At 73.2% G+C, this 21,469-nt stretch carries 19 protein-coding genes and 1 riboswitch; of the genes, 3 read left to right on the forward strand and 16 right to left on the reverse strand.

The genetic code is table 11. The features are described from left to right. From ABD52_RS12850 to ABD52_RS12890, 9 genes are all read right to left on the reverse strand, one after another. Positions 1 to 648, reverse strand: a complete 648-nt coding sequence (locus tag ABD52_RS12850) for a GNAT family N-acetyltransferase (RefSeq protein WP_047891946.1) — start codon at positions 646 to 648, stop codon at positions 1 to 3. A 209-nt stretch (positions 649 to 857) separates the two neighbouring features. Next, positions 858 to 2,093, reverse strand: a complete 1,236-nt coding sequence (locus tag ABD52_RS12855; protein ID WP_047891947.1) for a glycoside hydrolase family 16 protein — start codon at positions 2,091 to 2,093, stop codon at positions 858 to 860. Between the two features lie 114 nt (positions 2,094 to 2,207). Continuing rightward, the gene (locus ABD52_RS12860) at positions 2,208 to 3,488 is read right to left on the reverse strand and encodes an MFS transporter (RefSeq protein WP_047891948.1); all 1,281 of its coding nucleotides are present in this window, start codon (positions 3,486 to 3,488) and stop codon (positions 2,208 to 2,210) included. Next, complete coding sequence (locus ABD52_RS12865; protein WP_013286515.1) at positions 3,485 to 4,060, reverse strand: helix-turn-helix domain-containing protein; 576 nt, start codon at positions 4,058 to 4,060, stop codon at positions 3,485 to 3,487. Before ABD52_RS12865 ends, ABD52_RS12860 begins: the two co-directional genes overlap by 4 nt. Positions 4,061 to 4,107: 47 nt before the next feature. Further along, the gene (locus tag ABD52_RS12870) at positions 4,108 to 4,656 is read right to left on the reverse strand and encodes a DinB family protein (protein WP_047891949.1); all 549 of its coding nucleotides are present in this window, start codon (positions 4,654 to 4,656) and stop codon (positions 4,108 to 4,110) included. Positions 4,657 to 4,698: 42 nt separating this feature from the next. After that, positions 4,699 to 5,190, reverse strand: coding sequence for an SsrA-binding protein SmpB (smpB, locus tag ABD52_RS12875; protein WP_013286513.1), 492 nt, complete (start codon positions 5,188 to 5,190; stop codon positions 4,699 to 4,701). Then, on the reverse strand, positions 5,163 to 5,837 hold the full coding sequence (locus ABD52_RS12880; protein WP_047891950.1) for a lysoplasmalogenase: 675 nt from the start codon (positions 5,835 to 5,837) through the stop codon (positions 5,163 to 5,165). Before ABD52_RS12880 ends, smpB begins: the two co-directional genes overlap by 28 nt. Beyond that, positions 5,834 to 6,661, reverse strand: a complete 828-nt coding sequence (locus tag ABD52_RS12885) for a sterol desaturase family protein (protein ID WP_047891951.1) — start codon at positions 6,659 to 6,661, stop codon at positions 5,834 to 5,836. The genes ABD52_RS12880 and ABD52_RS12885 overlap by 4 nt, the downstream gene beginning before the upstream one ends. After that, positions 6,658 to 7,386, reverse strand: coding sequence for a FadR/GntR family transcriptional regulator (locus ABD52_RS12890; RefSeq protein ID WP_047891952.1), 729 nt, complete (start codon positions 7,384 to 7,386; stop codon positions 6,658 to 6,660). The genes ABD52_RS12885 and ABD52_RS12890 overlap by 4 nt, the downstream gene beginning before the upstream one ends. Before the next feature lie 137 nt (positions 7,387 to 7,523). Here ABD52_RS12890 and htpG point away from each other — a divergent pair, with 137 nt between their 5' ends. Further along, positions 7,524 to 9,416, forward strand: coding sequence for a molecular chaperone HtpG (gene htpG / locus ABD52_RS12895; protein WP_047891953.1), 1,893 nt, complete (start codon positions 7,524 to 7,526; stop codon positions 9,414 to 9,416). A gap of 388 nt (positions 9,417 to 9,804) precedes the next feature. Here htpG and ABD52_RS12900 read toward each other — a convergent pair whose 3' ends face one another. From ABD52_RS12900 to ABD52_RS12910, 3 genes are read right to left on the reverse strand one after another with little or no spacing between them, the layout of a single operon-like run. Then, complete coding sequence (locus ABD52_RS12900; protein ID WP_047891954.1) at positions 9,805 to 10,503, reverse strand: SDR family oxidoreductase; 699 nt, start codon at positions 10,501 to 10,503, stop codon at positions 9,805 to 9,807. A 31-nt stretch (positions 10,504 to 10,534) separates the two neighbouring features. Next, positions 10,535 to 11,011 carry a helix-turn-helix domain-containing protein gene (locus ABD52_RS12905; protein ID WP_013286507.1) on the reverse strand — a complete coding sequence of 159 codons (477 nt, stop codon included), beginning with the start codon at positions 11,009 to 11,011 and terminating at the stop codon, positions 10,535 to 10,537. Between the two features lie 46 nt (positions 11,012 to 11,057). After that, positions 11,058 to 12,620: an LLM class flavin-dependent oxidoreductase gene (locus ABD52_RS12910; protein WP_047891955.1), complete on the reverse strand. Its 1,563-nt coding sequence runs from the start codon at positions 12,618 to 12,620 to the stop codon at positions 11,058 to 11,060. A 145-nt stretch (positions 12,621 to 12,765) separates the two neighbouring features. Beyond that, positions 12,766 to 12,937: riboswitch (cyclic di-AMP (ydaO/yuaA leader) on the forward strand. Here ABD52_RS12910 and ABD52_RS12915 point away from each other — a divergent pair. Both ABD52_RS12915 and ABD52_RS12920 read left to right on the forward strand, forming a co-directional pair. Continuing rightward, positions 12,936 to 13,595, forward strand: coding sequence for a transglycosylase family protein (locus ABD52_RS12915; RefSeq protein ID WP_047891956.1), 660 nt, complete (start codon positions 12,936 to 12,938; stop codon positions 13,593 to 13,595). Its footprint overlaps the riboswitch before it by 2 nt. A 188-nt stretch (positions 13,596 to 13,783) precedes the next feature. Beyond that, the gene (locus ABD52_RS12920) at positions 13,784 to 14,233 is read left to right on the forward strand and encodes a YbaB/EbfC family nucleoid-associated protein (protein WP_030273244.1); all 450 of its coding nucleotides are present in this window, start codon (positions 13,784 to 13,786) and stop codon (positions 14,231 to 14,233) included. Positions 14,234 to 14,375: 142 nt separating this feature from the next. Here ABD52_RS12920 and ABD52_RS12925 read toward each other — a convergent pair whose 3' ends face one another. The 4 genes from ABD52_RS12925 to ABD52_RS12940 form a co-directional block, all read right to left on the reverse strand. Continuing rightward, the gene (locus ABD52_RS12925) at positions 14,376 to 16,439 is read right to left on the reverse strand and encodes a M4 family metallopeptidase (RefSeq protein WP_047891957.1); all 2,064 of its coding nucleotides are present in this window, start codon (positions 16,437 to 16,439) and stop codon (positions 14,376 to 14,378) included. Between the two features lie 412 nt (positions 16,440 to 16,851). Next, the gene (locus ABD52_RS12930; RefSeq protein WP_047891958.1) at positions 16,852 to 19,167 is read right to left on the reverse strand and encodes a transglycosylase domain-containing protein; all 2,316 of its coding nucleotides are present in this window, start codon (positions 19,165 to 19,167) and stop codon (positions 16,852 to 16,854) included. A gap of 146 nt (positions 19,168 to 19,313) precedes the next feature. Continuing rightward, positions 19,314 to 19,976, reverse strand: a complete 663-nt coding sequence (locus tag ABD52_RS12935; RefSeq protein WP_047891959.1) for a hypothetical protein — start codon at positions 19,974 to 19,976, stop codon at positions 19,314 to 19,316. Between the two features lie 135 nt (positions 19,977 to 20,111). Next, positions 20,112 to 21,278, reverse strand: coding sequence for a hypothetical protein (locus ABD52_RS12940; protein ID WP_235437452.1), 1,167 nt, complete (start codon positions 21,276 to 21,278; stop codon positions 20,112 to 20,114). Positions 21,279 to 21,469: the final 191 nt, after the last annotated feature.

The raw sequence follows: 21,469 nt of genomic DNA on the forward strand, positions 1-21,469 counted from the left end.
TCAACCCCGGGCAGGCGGGGGAGGCGGGGCGGCCGGTCCGGTCCAGCGGACCTCGCCGTCCTGCCACACGTCGGTGAGGGCCAGGCCGCAGGCCGTGGCCACCGCCGCCGACGCGCGGTGGTCGGGATGGACGTGGGCCACGAGGGTACGCACACCGCGTCGCCCCAGCCAGCCGGCCATTCCACGGGCGGCCTCGGTGGCGATCCCGCGCCCCTGCCACTGTGTTCCCACCACCCAGGCGATCTCCGCGATCGGTCCCGCGGCGGCCGGTGTCGCCTCGTCGAGGTGCCGGTGCCCGACCGCGCGCGCACCCGCCGTGGCGGTGTCCGCCACCGGTTCGTGTGGCTCGGTGACCGTGGCCTGGACGAAGCCGGCCAGCCGGCCGTCGTCCCGGAGCCGGATCACCCAGTTGCACCACGACTCGGCCGGGTCGGGCGAGCCGGCGACCAGCCGTTCGTAGCGGGCTCGCAGCGCCGCGGGGGAAGCGGGCTCGCCGCCGATGAACGTGTGCAGCGCCGGGTCGGCGAGGACGGCGGCCATCTCCTGGGCGTGCTCGACGGCCAGGGGCAGCAGGTCAAGCCGTGCGGTGGAGATGGGCTCCGGCGTGAACCCGCTCGTCGACGGCAGCGCGCCGGTCGGTTCATCCATGATGGCGCTTCCAGGGGATCGATGACCTGGTCTCGCGGGAGCGAAACGGACCTCACGGTATCCCAGCCCGCAACGCCATTCGTGCCCCCGGCGAGGCAGCCACCCCTCGCGATCTTGCAGTTTGTGCCCGGGCGAATGGGGCATTCGCGTCACCGCTCGGGCCGAAAGTGCAAGATCGCGAGGGGAGGGGTGGCGGGCCGGGACGCCGGTCAGCGGCGCCATTTCTGGTTGGCGGCGCCGGTGCAGTCCCAGATCTGCAGCCGGGTGCCGTCGGCCGAGCTGGGACCCGTCGCGTCCAGGCACTTGTTCGCCTGGGGGTTCACGATGTCCCCGGCCGCGCTGAACACCCACTTCTGCGCGCCGGTGCCGTTGCAGTCGTAGAGCTGCACCTTGGCGCCACTCGCGGTCGATCCGGCCGCCACGTCGAGGCACTTGCCGAGTGCGCGGACCGAGCCGTCGGCATTCCAGGTCCAGCGCTGGGCGGCGGTGCCGTTGCACGTCCAGAGCTGCACCGGGGTGCCGTTGGCGGTGCTGGCGCTCGCCACGTCCACGCACTTGTTGCCGTACCCGACGATCTGGCCGCCGGTGCCCCCGCCGCCGTTGTCCCAGGCCTGGACGCGGACGTAGTCGACGGTCATGGTCTGCGGGAACGTGGTGCTGCCGTCCGGCGAGCCGGGCCAGTTGCCGCCGACCGCCACGTTCATGATCATGAAGAACGGGTGGTCGAAGACCCAGCGGTTGCCGCCGATGTCGGCGGGCGTCTTGCGGGAGTACGCGACGCCGTCGAGGTACCAGGTGATCGAGTCCGGCGCCCAGTCCACTGTGAACGTGTGGAAGGCGTCGGCGAGCGCCTGGCCGCCTGGCAGCGAGGTGGACGCGCCGACGCCGCCGCCGCCGGAGTAGCCGGGGCCGTGCAGCGTGCCCCAGACGGTCGACGGCGCGTAGCCGACGTTCTCCATGATGTCGATCTCGCCGCTGCCGGGCCACGGGTTCGTGCCGATGTCGTTGCCGAGCATCCAGAACGCCGGCCACAGCCCTTGTCCACGCGGAACCTTGATGCGTGCCTCGAACCGCCCGTACGCCTGGGCGAACGTGCCGTTGGTGAGCAGCCGGGCCGAGGTGTACTGGCAGCTTCCGTACCAGCAGGAGTAGCCGCCCGGGTTCTCCTTGCGGGCGGTGATGACCAGGTTGCCGTTGCCGTCGAGCGCGGCGTTGCGGGTGCTGTTCGTGTAGTACTGGAGCTCGTTGTTGCCCCAGCCGCCGCCACCGATGTCGTAGCGCCACTTGCTCGCGTCGGGGGCGGCCCCGGCCGGGCCGTTGAAGTCGTCGGACCAGGTGACCGCGCCGGGGGCGGCGGCCGCCGGGGTGCTGGGGACGGCGGTGAGGGCGGCGGTGAGGCCGACCGCTGTCACCGCCAGGGCGGCGAGGGTACGGATGGTGCGCACGGGGCGCCTCCTGCGGGGGTGGTGGCCGTTACCGTCACGGCGGCCGGCCCCGCCCAACGGTTAACAAACCATACAAATAGACTTCGATGAAGGTATGAATGAAGTCGGTCGATGTCAAGAGAGCGCTTCCCGCTGGCGCTCCGACGTCGGCTCGGGCTCGCGTTGCCGCACCACAGTGGGTCGGCGCATGTCCCGCCACGGCCCGCCCAGCAGCGGCGTCAGCACCACCAGCAGGTAGCAGGCGCCCATCACGACGAGCGTGGACGTGGGGCCGAACCGGTCCGCGGCGAATCCCGCGCCGACCGCGCCGGCCGGCATGGCCGCCCACGCGCCGGCGCCGATCACGCCGTACACCCGGGCCCGCATGGCCGGCGGCACCCGCTCCAACTGGGCCGCGCCCATCAGCGGGTTGAGCGCGCCGGCGGCCAGCCCGGCCATCGCCACCACGGCGGCCACCACCGGCAGCGGTGGCGCGGCGGCGAGCGCCCACAGTGGTGGGGCGCCGCACAGCACGTACGCGGTGACGAACGTGGCCCGGCGGGGCAGCCGGTGCCCGATCGCGCTGAACACCAGCGAGCCGACCAGCGCCCCACCGCCCATGACGCCCACCAGCAGGCCGAACGCGGCCGGCCCGCCGAGTTCCCGTTCGGCGACCACCGGCAGCAGCACGTTGCTCTTCGCCGCGTCGAACAGGTTCGTCACCAGCACCAGCAGGACCATGGCGCGCAGCAGCGGCTCCCGGACCAGGAAGCGCAGCCCGGCGGCGAACTGCCGCCAGTAGCCGCCGGTCTCCGGCTCGCTCCCGTCGTCGGACGGCCGCAGGCCGCGCGGCACCAGCAGCGTCACCACGAGGGCCGACACGGCGAACGTCACCGCGTCCAGCGCCAGCACCGGCACCGCACCGAACACACCGACCAGCAGGCCGGCCACGGGTGCGCCGATCATCCGGGCGCCGCGCGAGGTCGCGTCCTCCCACCCGGCCGCCCGCTCGATCGGCACCCCGGCCGCCGCCGCGGCCTCCGGCAGCAACGCGGTGCGCGCGGTCTGCCCCGGCGTGTCGAGCAGGCCGCTGACGAAGACCAGGGCCAGCAGCGCCGGGAACGGCAGGCCGACTGTGGCGTGCAACAGGGGTACGGCGGCGATCGTCACGCCGGAGACCACGTCGGCGAGCACGCTGGAGCGCCGGTAGCCGATCCGGTCGACGAGTACGCCGCCGAACGCGCCGCCGAGCACCACGGGCGCGGTGGCGAACGCCCCGGCCAGCCCGGTGGCGGCGGGTGAGCCGGTCTCGGCCAGGACGTAGAGCGGCAGCGCGATGAGCGTGAGCACGTTGCCGGTCAGCGAGACGGCGTGCCCGATCAGCAGTCCGGCCAGGGGCCGGCGGTCGCGGGTCACTGCGGCCCCCGGTACGCCTGCCAGATCAGCGTGACCATCTCGGCGCCGGGCCGGCCGGGTGCGCCGCGCTCCTGCCAGCGCCGGCCCAGCGCGGACAACTCGTCGCGCAGCTCGACCAGTTCGTCAGGTGTCAGGCGCAGCACCATGTCGCTGCTGGTGGTGCCGCGGACCCACGCGGGGTCGAGGCTCGCCTCCGACTCCAGGTATGCCTGGTAGCGGTCCACATAGCGCTGCATGGCGGCCTGGCGCAGCATGTTGCCGGCGAGCCGGCGCTCCGGGTCGTCGAGCAGTTCGAGCGGATCCCAGTCGGTGGTGGCGTGCGCGGCCCGCCACCACCGCTCGCGCCGGTCCCGGGCCAGCTCGGGCGCCTCGGCCACGAAGCCGTGCTCGGCCAGCTTGCCGACGTGGTAGCTGACCGACCCGACCGCCTCGCCGGTCCGTTCGCTCAGCATGCCGACCGTCTGCGGGCCGCGCAGGCGCAGTTCGCCGAGCAGCCGCAGCCGGGTGGGGTGGGCCAGCGCCCGCATGGCTCGTGGGTCACTCACCCGCCGGTTGCCGGTTCCGTCAGTCATGCCGCCAGGTTAGACCGACAAGGAATGATGTACAAGGAGTCTTGTATTCATCGCGCCGCTTCCGGCGTGTGGCGGTACAGGTCGCGCAGCAGGCACACCTCGGACAGGTGGTGGATCACCTCCCGGTTGATGTGTAGCACGAGCGTGGCCATCGGGACGTCGGCGAACGGCCCCTCAGCCGGGCCGCAGGGGCGGGCCAGGCCGTCCTCGCCGAGCGCCTCGACCCCTGCCGTCCAGGCGGCGTACTCCTCGTCGAGCTGGGCCAGCGCGCCGGCCGCGGTCGGGGAGTAGGGGAACGAGGCGTAGTCGGTGGGCGCGCGGCCGAAGTGCGACACGTTGCGCATGGCCAGCACGCCCACGATGACGTGGGCCAGCCGCCAGGCGATGGTGGTGAACGGCGGCGGGTCCGGCTGCGGCATCGCGAAGTCGATCGCCGGAATGCCGTCGTCGCCGCGCGGGCGCACGCTCCAGCAGCCGGGGACCGGCTCCCAGAGGTATTCGGCGTCGGTGAGCCCGGCGAGGCGGTCGCGCAACTGGTAGGTCCAGTGCCAGGTGAGCTGCTCGCGGAGCAGCGGGTTCCAGGTCAGATCGGTCATGCGCCTCAGCGTGCCACCGCCCTGGGACAGAAAACGGCGCGCTCAGCCCCGCCGCGCCGCCGTCCGGCCCTTGAGCCGGCGGCCCATCTCCCGGGCGATCTCGCGTTTGGCGTCCCGCTCGGCCAGCGCCTGGCGCTTGTCGTACGACCGGCGGCCCCGGGCCAGGCCCAGCTCCACCTTGGCCCAGCCGTCGGCGAAGTACATCGACAGCGGCACCAGCGTGATGCCGCCGTCGCGCAGCTTCTCCAGGATCCGGGCGATCTCCACCCGGTGCAGCAGCAGCTTGCGGGTGCGCCGGGGCGCGTGGTTGGTCCAGGTGCCGAAGCCGTACTCGGCGATGTGCAGGCCGTACAGCATGATCTCGCCGTCGCGCTCCTGGGCGAACGCGTCGACCAGCGACACCCGCCCCTCGCGCAGCGACTTGACCTCGGTGCCGGCCAGCACGATGCCCGCCTCGTACGTCTTGAGGATGTCGTAGTCGTGCCGCGCCTTCTTGTTCGAGGCGATCAGCTTGCGCCCGTTCTCCCTGGCCACGCGAGCAGAGTACCCGCCGGGGGCGGCTGCGGGCCGGTCGCCGGGCGCGCCGCGGCCACCCAGCCGGTGGTGATGAGCAGCAGCGCGGCGCAGTAGGTGGTCATCACCAGCAGGCCCCGCCCGGGCAGGTCCACACCGGCCGCGCCCACGCCGATGAGCAGGTCGGAGACGAGGAAGAGCGCCCCGCCCGCGGCGACCCGCGCGGACACCCCGGTCGCGGCGGCGGCCATCAGGCACAGCGCCAGGCTGTAGCCGAGCACCGGCAGCCGCAGCGGCCCGAGCATGCCCCAGAGCAGTGCGTTCGCGCCGGCCCAGGCGAGCAGGTAACCGGCCCACGCCACGCCCCGGGCACGCCGGTACCGGACGAAGGCGGTGATGAACGCGATCTGGGTGACCAGGAAGAAGCCCATGCCGGCCAGGAACGCGGTGTCTCCCGGCGGGAGCAGGGCGACGTCGCCCGCGGTGGCGGCGACCAGGCCGACCGCCACCGCGTCGACGCGGCGCCGGTGCGCCCAGAGGTACGCCAGCAGCACCGGCGCGAGCAGCGGCTTGGCCAGCCACTGGAGCGCGGTCGAGTCGAGCGCGACCCCGACCAGTTCGACGGCCGCGACCAGCCCGAACAGGGGCAGCAGCCAGGAGCGCCTCATCGGGCCGGCTGCCAGCCGGGACGGCCGAACAGGTAACCGAGGCGGTGCCGCCAGGAGTCGGCCCGGCGTACGTCGGACCAGATCGCGGCGAACTCGTGGGTGGCCACCCGCAGCGGGTTGTAGGTGCCGATGTTCTTGGTGAGCCCGTAGCGCGCGGTGGCCCGCTCCGGCTCGAAGCTGCCGAACAGCCGGTCCCAGACGATCAGGATGCCGCCGTAGTTGCGGTCCAGGTACTCGGTGTTCGAGCCGTGGTGCACCCGGTGGTGCGACGGCGTGTTGAAGATCCACTCGATCGGCCGGGGCAGCACGTTGATCCGCTCGGTGTGCAGGAAGAACTGGTACAGCAGGCTGACCGACTGCTGGAGGAAGATCATCCACGGCGGGATGCCGAGCAGCGCCAGCGGCAGCCAGAACGGCAGCGAGGTCATCGGCGTCCAGCTCTGCCGCAACGCGGTGGAGAAGTTGTAGTAGACGCTGGAGTGGTGCACGACGTGGCTGGCCCAGAGCACGCGTACCTCGTGGTGCGAGCGGTGGAACCAGTAGTAGGCCAGGTCGTCGGCGAAGAACAGGATCACCCAGGTCCACCAGTCGCCGGGGGACAGGTGCACCGGCGCCACGGTCCACAGCGCCGCGAACGCACCGACGGTGAGCAGCTTCCACGGGAAGCCGATGATCTGGCTGCCCAGCCCCATCGACAGACTGGTGGTGGTGTCGCGCAGCTCGTAGCCGCGTTCGTCGTCGTCGGGCAGGAAGCGGTAGGAGACCGCCTCCACGACGATCAGGAGCAGGAACGCCGGGACGGCGTACAGCACGGCGGGGATCATGCGCGCGCTTTCCTTCCGGGTGTGGGGGTGGTGGGGGTGGTGACCGGCGCGGTCAGCAGCGCCCGGGCGTGCCGGGCCGCCGCCGTGCCCTGACCGGAGGCGACCGACGCGGCGAGACGGCGGTGCCCGGCCACGTCCAGCAGTTCGGCCGCGCGGGCGTCCGGGGGGACGTCGCCGACCGCGAACGTGCCGGCCACCAGGCTGTTGAACGCGAGCTGGTAGGCGGTGTTACCGCTGCCGCGCACGACCAGCCGCCAGATGGCGATGTTCGCCTCGTTCATCAGGTCCAGGTCGGGGGCCAGGTCGCCGTACTCCTCGGCGGCCCGGACCAGGGCGGCGACGACCGCCGCGTCCGCGCGCTCGGCGCAGAGCCGGGCCGCGTCGATCCCGACGCAGGCCCGCATCTCCAGCATGTCGCGCACCAGCGTCTCGACCGGGAGTACGTCAGTGGAGCGGGCCAGGGACAGCGCCAGGTCCAGCCCGGCGTGGACCCGCCAGTCCAGCACCCGGGTCGCGCCGCCCTGGCTGACCCGGACCAGGCCGAGCTGTTGCAGGCGGCGCAGCGCCTCCCGGACCGCGTGCCGGTTGACCTCGAACGCGCCGGCCAGCTCCCGCTCGCCGGGCAGCGTCTCGTCCGGTGCGTACCGGCCGGACACGATCGCGTCGCGCAGCCGCCCGAAGACGTGGTCGGAGACCGAGACACGAGGCGCGGGATCGAAGGTCATGCGCAGAAGTGTGGCCCCGAACACATCAACCCGTCAACTGGTTGTACCAGTGGATTTCCGGGGCGGCCGGTGCGTGCCGCAGCCGTCACCCCTCGTATCCTTTCCGCCGTAGGCCCGCCAGAGGAGAGGGAGTCGGTGTGAGCAACCGCGTCGAGACGTTGGAGTTCCAGGCCGAGGCCCGCCAGCTGTTGCAGCTGATGGTGCACTCGATCTACTCGAACAAGGACGTCTTCCTGCGCGAACTGATCTCGAACGCGTCCGACGCGCTGGACAAGCTGCGGCTGGAGTCGCTCGTCGACAAGGAACTGTCGGCGGACACCTCCGACCTGCACATCGAGATCGAGGTCGACAAGGACGCCCGTACGCTCACCGTGCGGGACAACGGCATCGGCATGACCCGCGACGAGGTGGTCGGCCTGATCGGCACGATCGCGAAGTCCGGCACCGCCGAGCTGCTGCGCAAGCTGCGCGAGTCCGCCGACGCCGCCGCGTCCCAGGATCTGATCGGCCAGTTCGGCGTCGGCTTCTACGCGACGTTCATGGTCGCCGACAGGGTGACGCTGCTGACCCGCCGTGCCGGGCAGTCCGGCGGCACCCGCTGGGAGTCCGCGGGCGAGGGCACCTACTCGATCGAGGAGGTCGAGGACGCGCCCCAGGGCACCTCGGTCACGCTGCACCTCAAGCCGGTCGACACCGACGACAACCTGCACGACTACACCGCCGAGTGGACGATCCGCGAGATCGTCAAGCGCTACTCCGACTTCATCTCGTGGCCGATCCGGATGACTGTCGACAAGCCCGGCGAGGACGGCGCCACCACCCGCGAGGAGCAGACGCTCAACTCGATGAAGGCGCTCTGGGCGCGCTCGCGGGACGAGGTTGACGAGGCCGAGTACAAGGAGTTCTACCGGCACGTCGCGCACGACTGGGCCGACCCGCTCGAGACGATCCACATGCGCGGCGAGGGCACCTTCGAGTACGAGGCGCTGCTGTTCCTGCCGTCGCACGCCCCGCTCGACCTGTTCTCCCCGCAGGGCCGCCGGGGTGTGCAGCTCTACGTCAAGCGCGTGTTCATCATGGACGACTGCGACGCGCTGATGCCCAACTACCTGCGCTTCGTCAAGGGCGTCGTGGACGCGCACGACCTGTCGCTGAACATCTCCCGGGAGATCCTCCAGCAGGACCGGCAGATCCGCGCGGTGCGCCGCCGGCTGGTCAAGAAGGTGCTCGCCACGCTCAAGGACATGTCCGCCGAGTCGTACCGCACGTTCTGGACCGAGTTCGGCGCGGTGGTCAAGGAGGGTCTGCTGGAGGACCCGGACAACACCGAGACGCTGCTGGAACTGGTTCGCACCGCCAGCACCCACGACCCGGCCGAGCCGACCACGCTGCGCGACTACGTGGAGCGGATGAAGGACGGCCAGACCGAGATCTACTACGCCACCGGCGAGAACCGGGCCACCATCGAGAACTCGCCGCACCTGGAGGCGTTCCGCGCCAAGGGCTACGAGGTGCTGATCCTCACCGACCCGGTGGACGAGGTGTGGGTCGAGCGCGTCGGCGCGTACGACGGGAAGACGCTGCGCTCGGTCGCCAAGGGGCAGGTGGACCTGGAGACCGAGGAGGAGAAGGAGAAGGCCGAGGCGGAGCGCCAGGAGTACGCCGACCTGCTCGCGTTCCTCGGCGGCGCGCTCGCCGACAGCGTCAAGGAGGTGCGCCTGTCCACCCGGCTGACCACCTCACCGGCCTGCGTGGTGGGCGACGCGCACGACATGACGCCGACGCTGGAGAAGATGTACCGGGCCATGGGCCAGGAGGTGCCCCGGGTCAAGCGGATCCTGGAGCTGAACCCGGCCCACCCGCTGGTCACCGGGCTGCGCAAGGCACACGGGGAGGGCGGCGACACGGCCGCGCTGACCGAGACCGCCGAGCTGCTGTACGGCATGGCGCTGCTGGCCGAGGGCGGCGAGCTGGCCGACCCGGCCCGGTTCACCCGGATCCTCGCCGACCGTCTCGCCCGCGGCCTGTAGCCAAACCCGGCTCGCCCGACCCGCCCCGGCGGGCTGGCGTGATCGACTCCATGCCGCCGAAGTGGCGGTATCGGCATGCCACCGATACCGCCACCTCGCCGAGCCGGTGTCGACCCCGCTCGGAAGTCGATGGTCGGGCGGGTGTCGGGTCAGTTGCGTGATCCACTCCAGCTCGCCGAAGTGGTGGTATCGGACGGGCTCTGACCCCGCCATTTCGCCGAACTGGTGTTGATCACGGTGGGTCTCCCAGACTGGGGACGAGCGCTTGGGTGTCCCAGAGTGGGGGAGACTGGTCCCAGATGGAGGGACCTCAGGCGGTTGTCGTGGCAGCCGATCGATCGACACCCGGCTCGCCGAGGTGGCGCCGCCACCTTGGAGGCGGGTCGGCTCAGGGGAGCGCGGGGTAGAGCGCGGCCACACCGCCGGACAGTCCGGCCTGGACCCGGCGCGCCACGTCGTCGGCGAGGATCTCGTAGCTGTCGGACTCGATGCCGTCGGCGGCGAGCCGGGCGACGTCGGCCGGGTGGGCCTTCGGGCCGGGTACGGCGGCGGCCATCTCGGTGTCCATGTAGCCCACGTGCAGGCCCGCGACGCGGACGCCCCGGCCGGCCAGCTCCTGGCGCAGGGCGTTCGTCATCGACCACTCGGCGGCCTTCGCCGCGCCGTACGCGCCGACGCCGGGGAACGTGAACCAGGACAGCGCCGACAGCACGTTCAGGATCGTGCCGCCGCCGTTGGCCACGATCTGCGGCGCGAACGCCCGTACCACCGACAGCGTGCCGAGGTAGTGCGTCTCCATCTCCAGCCGGATCTGCGCGAGGTCGCCGTCGAGCAGGTCGGTGCCGGTGCTCACGCCGGCGCTGTTGACCAGCAGCGTCACGTCCCCGGCCCGCTGCGCGGCGGCGGCCACCGATTCGGGGTCGGTGATGTCGAGGCGTACCGGGGTGACTCCGGGCAGGTCCACGGTGTCCGGGTTGCGGGCGCCGGCCCAGACGGTGGCGCCGCGTGCGACGAGTTCGGCGGCCAGGTGCCAGCCGAAGCCGCGGTTGGCGCCGGTGACCAGGGCGGTGCTTCCAGCGATCTTCATGTCTCGCTCCGAGGTGTGGGGAAGGGAGGGGTCAGGCGGACAGCAGGCCCGGACCGGGCAGGACGGCCAGCTCGCCGGGGGGTACGTCGTGCCCCGCGCCGCAGCGCAGCCGGGCGTGCACCGCGGCGCCGCACTCCTCGTGGGCCACCCGCACCGCCGGGCCCGCCTCGTCGGCGGCGTACGTGTCGCCCCACTGCCGCAGCGCGACGAGCACCGGGATCAGGTCGCTTCCCTTCGCAGTGAGCACGTACTCGTCGCGGGTGCGCTGCCCGGGCTCCCGGTAGGGACGCCGGTCGAGCAGCCCGTCGGCGACGAGCTGCTTGAGGCGTGCGGCGGCCACCGGCTCGCTGACGCCGACCCGCCGGGCGAAGTCGTCGAAGCGGCGGGTGCCGAACGACGCCTCCCGCAGCAGGAGCAGCGTGGTGCGGTTGCCGACCACCTCCAGCGCCCGGGCGATCGAGCAGTTGGCGGTGGACCAGGAGTCACGCTGCGCAAGGAGGTCCGTCATGGCGTCGACGGTACCCCCTGACTTAAGAAAGCAGAAGTCAGCTACCTCACAGCTGGCCGGGGAAGAACCCGTGCCGGGCCAGCGGCTCGACGATCTGGTGCTCCTCGTACGACAGGTGCGACAGCAGCGTGTCGGTGAGCAGGTCCACCGCCTCCTGGAGCTGCGTGAAGTCGCCGGGCCGCCGGACCAGCTCCACGAGCGCCCGGTCGACGCTCTCCACCACCCCGTGGATCACCACGTGCTCCTCCTCGAGGCGGTCCAGCACCGCGGCCAGCCCGGCCTCTGAGCGGCGCAGGTGCGGGAAGACCGAGGCGTCCTCCAGCCCGTGGTGCTGGGTGACCATCGTGCAGTAGGCCGCGCAGTACGCCCCGAGCGTCCAGTTGTTCTGCCGCATGGTCATCTCGTTGAGCGCGGCCCGCGCCCGGCCCGGCGAGACCGAGCCCTGCTTGACCTGTTCCAGCAGGTCGCGCACCTGGGCCAGCTCCTGGCGCAGATGGTCGTGCACGTCCACCAGGTGCTGCCCGGCGGCCTGTCCCCGGGCCGGGTAGACGTGTCCGGCCGGCGGCGGCGGAGCGCTCGGGCGGGTGGACTCGTCCCACGGGCGGCGCGCGCTCAGGCGTACCCCCGGGTCGGGGGTGGGGGTGACGCCGAGCGTGCTCGGGCCGCCGGCGTTGGTCGGCTCGTCGGCGGCCTCCCGGGCGCCGCCGGCGGGCGTGGCGCGCTCGGCGGCGACCAGTTCCCGGACCGCGGGCGCCACCTCCTGGCCGAAGATCTGGATCGCGCGCGGCTCGTCGCTGCCGAGGATGAACGTGGTGATGCCGTGCTCCAAAGTGAGCCCGGCCAGTTCCTCCACCCACTGCTCCGGCGGCCCGGCCAGGAAACCGGCCGACGAGCGGGCGAACGCGCCGGTCACGTTGAGCATGCGGCGGATCGCGGCCGGGTCGCGCCCGGCGGCCTGGGCGCCCTCGTCCACGAGCGCGTTCAGGGCGGGCAGCTCGTCGGGGCCCTTGGGCAGGTACGACAGGGACGGCAGCCAGCCGTCCGCGGCGCGGCCGACCAGGCGCAGCATGCGCGGCTTGTACGCGCCGACCCAGATGCCGACCGGATGCGCGGGCGCCGGGCCGCGCTTGGCGCCGACCACCCGGTAGTGCTCGCCGTCGACACGGATCATGCCGCGGCTGCCGGTGTCCCAGACCTCGCGGATCACCCGGATCGCCTCGTCGAGGGCGTCGACGGCGGCGCCGGGGGACAGGCGCCGCCCGCCCGCCGCCTCGATCGCGTCCCAGAACGCGCCCGCGCCGAGTCCCAGCTCGACCCGGCCGCCGGTGAGCAGGTCCAGGCTGGCGACGCTGCGGGCCAGCACCACCGGCTGGCGCAACGGCAGGTTGAGGACGTTTCCGGCCAGGCGGATGCGTTCGGTCGCCGCGGCCACGTAGGACATCAGCGTCCAGGTGTCCAGGAAGCCCGGCTGGTAGGGATGGTCCTGGAACGTGACCAGGTCCAGTCCGACCTGCTCGCACAGCCGGGCCAGCGCCACGACCTGGTCGGGCTGCCCGGCGGCGGGGGTGATGAAGCCGCCGAAGGTCAGCTCGTGTCCGTGATCGGTCATCCGTCAAGCCCTCCCGTGATCTTGCCTGGCCCTGCCACCGTAGCGCCGCCGCCGGTAGCCCGGCCGGGTGAAGAGCGTCACAAGAAGTGGACGATCGTCGCAAATCGCTCCTAGCGTCGGTTTCGTTCGCAGACGCGGACACCGCGGGCCGGAAACGCCAAATCCCGCCGCCGTCCCCGGTAACCGGACCTCGCGCGGGAGCGGGGGAACCACACGTTCCACGGTGCATCGTCACCTCGGGGTGAAGCCGCCGCCGGCGGCCGGGCTCCTCGGCCCGAACCCGACAGCTCACCTCGTCGGCGTGGAGGAATCCACATGGCAACTGAATACTCAGCCCGAAGCCGCCGTACCGCCCTCGGAGCGGTCCTGGCCGGCGCCGCCGTCGGCGCCGCGAGCCTGTTCGGCCCGGCCGTTCCGGCCAGCGCGGGCGTCAACTGGGACGCGGTCGCGCGCTGCGAGTCGGGCGGCAACTGGAAGATCAACACCGGTAACGGCTACTACGGCGGGCTCCAGTTCTCCCGCGCCACCTGGAACGGCTACGGCGGCAAGAAGTACGCCGCCCGCGCCGACCTGGCCAGCCGGTCCGAGCAGATCGCCGTCGCGGAGAAGGTGCGGCGCGGCCAGGGCATCGGCGCGTGGCCGGTCTGCGGCAAGAAGGGCGGCTCGGCGAGCGCGGCGACCCGGTCCGAGCGGGCCACCACAAAGGCGGCCCCGAAGCGGGCCGCCACGCGCAAGGCCGCGCCGGAGCGCGCGGCCACCCGCAGGGCCGCGCCGGAGCGCGCCACGACGACGGTGGCGCCGCAGCCGTCGTCCGGCGCCGGGACGTACCTGGTCCGGCGTGGGGACACGCTGTCGGAGATCGCCGTGACGCAGCGCGTCGACGGCGGCTGGCGCGCCCTGCACGAGCGCAACCGCGCAGTGGTCGGCGACGACCCCGGCCTGATCTTCCCCGGTCAGCGGCTGCGGCTGCGCTGACAGCGGTCCGAGAACGCCCGGCCGGGTCGCCCCGGCCGGGCGTTCGCCCCGTCCGCGACACGCCGCGTCGACGGTGTCCGGCCTGCTCCCGGCGTCCGGGAGACGGTCCGCGACGGCGGTGACCGCGATTCGTCGGAGCCGGTTGCTAGTGTCACGATGCTCGGCTAAGACGTGAAGAAAGCGCGGATATGACCAACGACCCGTTCTCGGCGGCCGCGAGCATCGACGAGCTGCTGACCCGCACGCAGCAGGCGCTCACCGCGATGCGCTCCCGGGCCTCGGCGCACGCCGACGGCGAGCCCGGCGACCTGCTGCGCGCCGAGGGCACGGCCGCCGGCGGCCGGGTCCGCGCGGTCGCCGTCCAGGGTGGCCGGCTGGATTCCGTGACGATCGACCCGGAGCTGGCCGGCGAGCCCCTCGACGTCCTCTGCGGACACTTCGTCACCGCCGCCAACGCCGCGCTGTCCGAGCTGGACGCCCGGGTCAGCGCGTCGGCGCGGGCCGACGCCGACGCGCTCGCCGCCCGGCTCGGCAGCATGGGCGACCAGGCCGAGCTGTTCGGCCGCGCGATGCACGAGGCGGCCGCGCGGATCCACCGCGACCGCGGCACCGCGTCCCAGGGCGCGCGCCGGGCCTGACACGGCGAAACGGCCGGCCCGACACGGCGGGACGCCGGGCCTGACACGGCGGGACGCCGGGCCTGACACGGCGGGACGCCGGGCCTGACACGGCGAGGCGGCCGGCCGCCGGGAGGACGACGACCGGCCGCGCACGCCACGGTCAGCTCAGGGTGACCGCGGTGTCGTCGACGACGAAGGACGTCTGCAACGAGCTGTCCTCCACGCCGCTGAACGAGATGGTCGCCGTGGTGCCTGCGAGCGACGAGATGTCGAAGGACCGCTGCACGTAGCCGGTGGCCTTGTTCAGGTTGGAGTACGTGGCCAGCGTGGTGCTGCCCGCCTTGACGGTGAGCTTGTCGTACGCAGTGCTGGTGGTCGACTCCGCGCTGTCGATGTGCAGCCAGAAGCTCAACGTCGCCCGGCAGCCGGCCGGGATCGTCACCGACTGGCTGAGCGTGTCGGTGTGCGACGAGCCGTACCCGTCCAGCCACGCCTTGTACGAGCCGCCGTGCGCGGCCTGGCCGCTGTCGGTGGTGATGACGCCGGACGAGGCGCTCCAGCTCACGTTGCCGGACTCGAAGCCCGGGTTGGCGAGCTTGTTGCCGGAGCAGCCGCCCGACGGCGGGGTGGTCGTGGTGCTCGGGGTGGGCGTCGGGGTGCCGCCGGCGCAGGTCGGGTCACCGGACTGGGCCGGCACGCTCACCGCGTCCCAGGCCGCCTTGACCGTGTTGAACTCCGCGCAGCTGCCCGGGTAGAGGTTCTTCGCCGCCTGGAGCGTCCAGGTGCGGTACTTCAGGTACGACGAGGACGAGGTCTTCAGCAGCATGCCGTTGTACATGATCTTCATGGCCTTCTGGATGCCCAGGCCGGTCACGCTGCTGCCGTTGCAGGTCGAGCTGGACGGCTGCCCGTTGGTCGGGCTGCTGCCGTTGGCGAGCAGGTAGAACCAGTGGTTGCCCGGGCCGGCCGCGGCGTGCACCTCGGTCGACGGGATGCTGCTGGAGTAGCAGTTCGGGTCGCCGAGCGCCGACGGGTTGTACATGTTGCGGATCGGGCCGGAGCCGACCAGGTTGATCTTCTCGCCGACCAGGAAGTCCGGCGCGTCGTAGCTGGACGGCTCGTTGGCGAACCACTCGGTGGCCGCGCCGAACGTATCGGCCACGAACTCCTGGGTGCCGCCGCCGGAGATGCCGCCCGGGGTGTTGTCGTCGATGCCGTGGCCGATCTCGTGCGCCACCACGTCCAGCGAGCCGATCCACTGGCCAGCGGTGTTCTTGCCGATCTGCACCTGGCTGCCGTCGTAGTAGGCGTTCTGGTCGTTGAGGCCCACCCGGATCGGCCAGTAGCCGCCGTTGCCGTTGGCGCCGTTGCGGCCCAGCCACTGGGCGAGCATCTTGTGCTCGGTCTGCGCGGAGAACAACGCGTCCACGCAGCCGGTCTCCTTGTTGGTGGCGGTGCCGTTGCCCCACACGTCGTCGGAGCCGCTGAACGTGGTGTTGTTGGCCGCGTCCTGGCAGCTCAGGTTGGTGACGGTCGGGTCCTTCATGGTGTACGTGGAGCCCGACTGGGTGGTGTTGAGCGTGAGCGGGCTGGGCCCGTTCCAGGCGCCGGTGCCGGTGCCGCGGACGACGTGCTCCTGCTTGCGCAGGACCGCGCCGGTGCGGGCGTCGACGTCGACGGTGAGCCGGCTCGGCCCGTCCGCGCCGGTGCCGCGAACAGTGGTCTCCCAGGCCAGCGCCGGTGCGGCGCCGAGCGTGTAGACCACGAGCGTGGTGCCCTCGACCGCGTTCACGGTCTTGAGCTGGGCGCGCGCCGTCTTCGCGGCGGCGGCCGGAGTCAGCGCGGGCGTGATGGCGAGGGCGCCGATGGGCCGCTGCTGGGCGACCGAGGCGTACTTCAGGTTGCCGGCCGAGTCCGTGGCGAGCACGAAGTCGCCGCCGACCACCGGGAGGCCCTTGTAGGTGCGCTCGTAGGGCACGTACTGGGTGCCCTCGGAGGAGATGACCGGCTTCTGGACGAACGCGTCGTCGGAGCCGGCCTGCAGGTAGGCGGGGCGGTTCGCGACCAGGGCGCGGGCCGAGTCGGCGGCGGTCGCGCGGGCCTGCGCCGGGTCGGGGGCGGCGGGTCCGGGTGGCGCGGCCTGCACGGCGGCGGCGGTGCCTGCGGCGAGCAGGCCGGCCGCGGCCGCGCCGGTGAGCGCGGCGAGGCGAGGTGAGAGTTTCACGGGGGTTTGCTCCTGTTCTACAGGCGCGCCGCACGGAGCCCGGTGGGGACGGGCGGCGCGGTGGTGCGAGGCAGGGTGACGGCCGGTCACCGGAGCTGCCGGCGTGGCTCCGGGTCGACAGATCGACCGTCGCGATTCGCCGGGGGTCGGCGGCTCGCTGGTGCACAATCACACGTCGCCCGAGCCCGGAGCAATGGGTGACCTGGGCAACGGCTGACAGTCGGGCGCGCCGCCGCGCGCGCCGATTTAGGCAACCATGATCTTCAATAGGCCCTGATCAGGGCGAACATCGCCGACGGTGGATGGACGCCGGTGCAAATTGCGGACGTTGCCGCTGTGTGCGAATGGCGCGCATAGACGCGAGGCCGCCGTCAGCGCGGCCGGGCGGCGGCCGGACCGCCGCCCGGCCGGGTCAGCGTGGGCCGCGGGTCCGCGTCGGCGACACGGTGGGCAGCGGCGGCAGCGACGGCGTCAGCGTCGGCCGCGAGGTCGGCCGCCCGGTCGGGTCCGGGCTCGGGCTCGACGAGGACGGGCTCGGGCTCGGCGACTCCGACGGCGTCGGCGCGGCGGTGGTCGCCGGCGGAGGCGCCGACCGGGTCGGCTCCGGGGTCTCGCCGGGGAACTTCGGCTGACCGAAGCGGTACTTGTCCGGGTCGAGCTTCATGGCCGCGGTGGCCCGGGTCATGAACTGCCGCCAGATCGGCGCGGCGCCGGTCGAGCCGTACACCTCGTAGCTGCCGCCCCTGGTCCGCAGCGGCTTGCCGTCGGTGGTGCCCAGCCAGACGGCCGAGGCGAGCGCGCCGGTCCAGCCGACCATCCAGGTGTGCACGTTCTGCGTGGTGCTCTGCCCGGCCTGCCAGGTGCCGGTCTTCCCGGCGGAGTCCCAGCCGTTGCCCAGCTCGGCGGCCCGCACGCGGCGCAGCGTCCAGTCGAGCTGGTCGATCGCCTCCCGGTCCAGGCCCAGGTCCGTCGTACGGAGCTGCTCGGTCCACACCTCCTCGTCGTCCTTGGTCACCGACCGGACGAAGTGCGCGTCGGCACGCTTGCCGCCGGCCGCGAACGTCGCCATCCCGTTCGCGTGGTCCTGCACGGTGATGCCGTACTGCCCGATCCCGACCTCGGTGGAGAACCGCTTCGCCACCTCGTCGGCCGGGTCGCTGCGCAGGTCGACGCGCTGCGGCCGGGGATTGCCCCGCACCGTCTCCCACATCGACTCCACGCCGGCCTGCCGCGCGGTCTCGATCACCTTGGCGGTACCCAGCTTCTCGGTCAGCTCGAAGTAGGTCACGTTCAGCGACGCGACAGTGGCCTCCCAGAGCGCGCAGTCCGGCTGGCAGGGCGCGCGCTCCGCGTTGCGGATCGGCCCGGCCGCGCTGCCCTTCGTCCGCCCCGAGGCGGGGAACTCCTTGGTGTCCGGCGAGTCGAACCGCTGCTTCACCGAGATCCCGTCGCGTACGGCGGCGGCCAGGTCGTACACCTTGAACGACGACCCCGGCGGATGCTGGCCGAAGCCGCGGGTCTCGCCGTTCTCGTCGTGGTACCAGCCGGCGTAGTCCGCGCCCGAGCCCTTGTCGCCGCCGTAGTAGCCGAGCACCCGGCCGGTGCCCGGCTCCACCGCCACCAGCGCGGCCTGCCAGTTGCGCGGCTGGCCGCGTACCGCCTGCGGCGCGGTGTCGCGGCGGATGTCCGCCGCCGCCTCGGCCGCGTCCTGCACGCGCTTGTCGATCGTGGTGACGATCCGGTAGCCGCCGTCGCGGATCACCTCGTCCGGCTTGCCGCGGAACGGCTCGGTCTCGCGCAGCTCGGCGAGCACATGGTTGACCACCAGGCCGGTCGGCCGGTCCAGGTCGGAGCGGCCCGCGTCCTTGTCGATCGGCCGGACCGTGTCCGGGTACGCGAGATCCGCCGCCTGCTGCGGCGTCAGGTAGCCGAGCTTGACCATGCCGTCGCGGATGTAGTTCCACCTGTCGATCGAGTTCTGCCGGGCCAGCGCGTTGCGGCGCGGATCGTAGCCGGGCGAGCCCTCCGGGTCGGCCGGGTCCGCCTCCGGCTGCTTCACCATCGCGCAGAGCACCATCGCCTCGGCCGGCGTGAGCTGCCGCGCGGCGGGCGCGTCCCGGCGCACCGTCTTGCCGAAGTACGTCTGCGCGGCCGCCTCGATGCCGTACGCGCCCCGGCCGAACGGCACGGTGTTCAGGTAGAAACCGAGGATCTCCTCCTTGGAGTACGCGTCGTCGAGCTTCCACGCGATCACCGCCTCGCGCAGCTTGCGGGAGTAGGTGACCCCGCGCAGGTCGGCGGCGATGCGCGCGTACTGCTGGGTGAGGGTGGACGCGCCCTGCCGCTGCCCGCCGCTCACGTTGGCCCAGGCCGCCCGCAGCACACCCTTGAAGTCGATGCCCTGGTTCGTCCAGAACGTACGGTCCTCGGCCGCCACGATCGCCTGCTTCGCCGAGTCGTTCATCTGGTCGTACGGCACGATGGTGCGGTTCTGCGCGCCCAGCTTCGCCATCGGCGTGCGCCCGTCTGCGTAGTAGACGGTGGTGGACTCGGGCAGCTTCAGGTCGCTGGGCGTCGGCACGCTGTCGAAGTAGTAGCCGCCGGCGACCAGCCCGCAGCCGGCCAGCAGCGTGCAGACCGCGAGGACGACCAGCAGACGCCGCCGCTTGCGCCTGGGGCGCACCTGGGTCGCGCCGCCCGGTTCCGGGGTGGATCCGCTGTTCCGCACGCGTTACCTCCGACTGCTCGGCTGAGTCGTGCCCGGCTCGCAGGCTAACCGAGCTGCGCCGACGGCACCGGCCGAAGAACCCGGACGGTGTGGCGCCGGTCCGGGCCGGGGCGGCGGTCGTCCACCCCGGCCCGGGGCTCAGCCGGTCAGCGTGCCGCCCAGCCGACGGCCCGGTCGTCGCGTTCCCGGCGGGCGGCCCGGCGGGTCCGCCACCTGTCGTTGCCGCCCGCGTGGAACGGCGCCGACCGCCACAACGACCGCACCGGCGTGCCGTCCGGGGCGGCGAACGTCTCCCGTTCGGCGTAGCCGAGCCGCCGCAGCAGCTCCTCCTCCTGCTCACCGGCGCACGGGTGCGCGTACGTGGGCAGGCTCAACGTGTCCATCCGGCGCTGCGCCGCGGACAGCGCCTGCGTCGCGCCGCCCCGGGGCGCGGCCAGCAGCGCCAGATGGTTGTGCGGCTCGGCAGGACGGCGTGCCGCCAGTTCCTCACCGAGGCGGCGGAACCGGTCCTCGTCCGTCCCGGCGGCGCCGGCGAGCCGGTCGGCGTACCGGTGGGGGGCGGGGATCGGGCGGTAGCGGTGGAACCACACGGTGGCGGCGCTGCCGTCGGGCAGCAGGAACGCGTCGCCGAACAGCAACGCGTGTTCGGTCCAGATCCGCGCCACGGCGGCGAGGACCGGCAGGCGGCGGGACTTGTCGGGGACGAGCCAGGCGGCCAGCGCGGTGGGCGCGAGGGCCTCGGCGACGAGATCGGCGATCCGGCCGATGTCGCACCATCGGGCGCGGACGACGGGCAGGGCTGTGCTCATGAACGAACTCCTGTTTTCCAGGCGTGGTCGGGTCGGTTACGGGCGCCGGACGACTGTCGACGGCGCCGCCGCGGCATGCGGCAGTCGGGCGGGACACGCCCGCTCCGGATCGGAGGTGGTGCCTGTGGAGTCCGCTCAGGCAGGTCTGGTGCCGGGGCGCGACGTGCGCGACGGCGGCAGCGGGTCGGCCGACGGTCGCGCGTACCCGTGGGTCAGCGTCGGCAGTCGCCAGCGGTTCGCGTCCGCGTCGGTGGCCTCGCTGTGCACCGCGCCGCCGCCGTGGGTGACGCCGTCGAGCGGCAGCGGCAGGGCGGGTGTGGTCGTGACGTGCGCGGCCGGACCGACGGTCGCCGGTGCCCGGCTGCGTACGGGCTCGACCCACCGTGTGCCGACGACGGTGAGGCTGCGCGCCGCCGGGGCGGCGAGGACCGGCCCGCCGAGGCGGGGCGGCGTGTCGTGCGCACGCTCGGGAGCCGGTGCCGGCGTCGCGGCCGGGTCGGCCGGGACGATCGGGGCGCCGGGAGCGGCCGGGCCGGGCACGGGCTCGCCGGGCGCCGGGGGCGAGCCGGGTTCCGGCGCGGCCGGCGGGTCGATCAGATCGGTCACCGGGCTGAGCGGATCGAGCACCGGATCCAGCGGGTCGAGTACCGGTTCCAGGCCCCGCCAGACCGGGCCGAGGATCGGGCGCAACGGCTCCACGACCGGGGCCAGCACGTCCGCCACCGGGTCGAGCACGCCTGCCCTCAGCGGGTCGGTGACCGGGCGCAGACCCTCCGCGACCGGCGCGAGCACGTGGTCGCGTACCGGATCGGTGACGGGGCGCAGGCCGTCGGTGACGGGCGCGAGCACGTGGTCGCGTACCGGCGTCACCACCGCCTCGACCACCCGGCCGGTGGCCGGCGCCGTGGGGGCCGGCTGGGCCTTCGGCCGGCCCGTGCCGGGCAACGGCGTTCCGGATGCGGGCGTGCCGGGCTTCGGCGCGGTCGCGTCAGGTGCGGGCACCGGCGCGGCGGAGTCGGACGCAGGCGCGGGCGCGGCAGGCGTCGCCGGCTGCGCCGCGGCGTCACCGGATCCGGTGGAGGGCGCGGCGCCCGTTCCGGACGTGGGCAGGCCGAGCACCGTTCCGAGCGTGTGGGTGAGCACCCCGACGGTGGCGGTGAGCGGGCCGGACGGCTCGCGGTCGGCGGCGTGGGCGGCCGAGCCGGATGCGACCTCGTGGACGCCCCAGACGACCGCCACGGCACCGAGCAGCAGGCCGAGGCGCAGCGTGCAGCGCGCCATCCACCCGGTCCGTTCCGACATCCCGCACCCTTCGGATCCACGCCCGGCGGCACCGATCGACGCCCCGCACTGTACCCAACGTGGCGGCCCGGGCACAGTACGCCGTCGATCCGTGTCGGGCGCGTCGCGCCGGGCGCAGGCGTGGGATCCGCGGCGTCCGGGTACCAGCCGGCCATGGACACGCGCACGGCCGAACGCCCGGACACCACCCC

The sequence above is a fragment of the Micromonospora sp. RV43 genome (genome assembly GCF_001029515.1).
GTDB classification, from domain to species: domain Bacteria; phylum Actinomycetota; class Actinomycetes; order Mycobacteriales; family Micromonosporaceae; genus Micromonospora; species Micromonospora aurantiaca.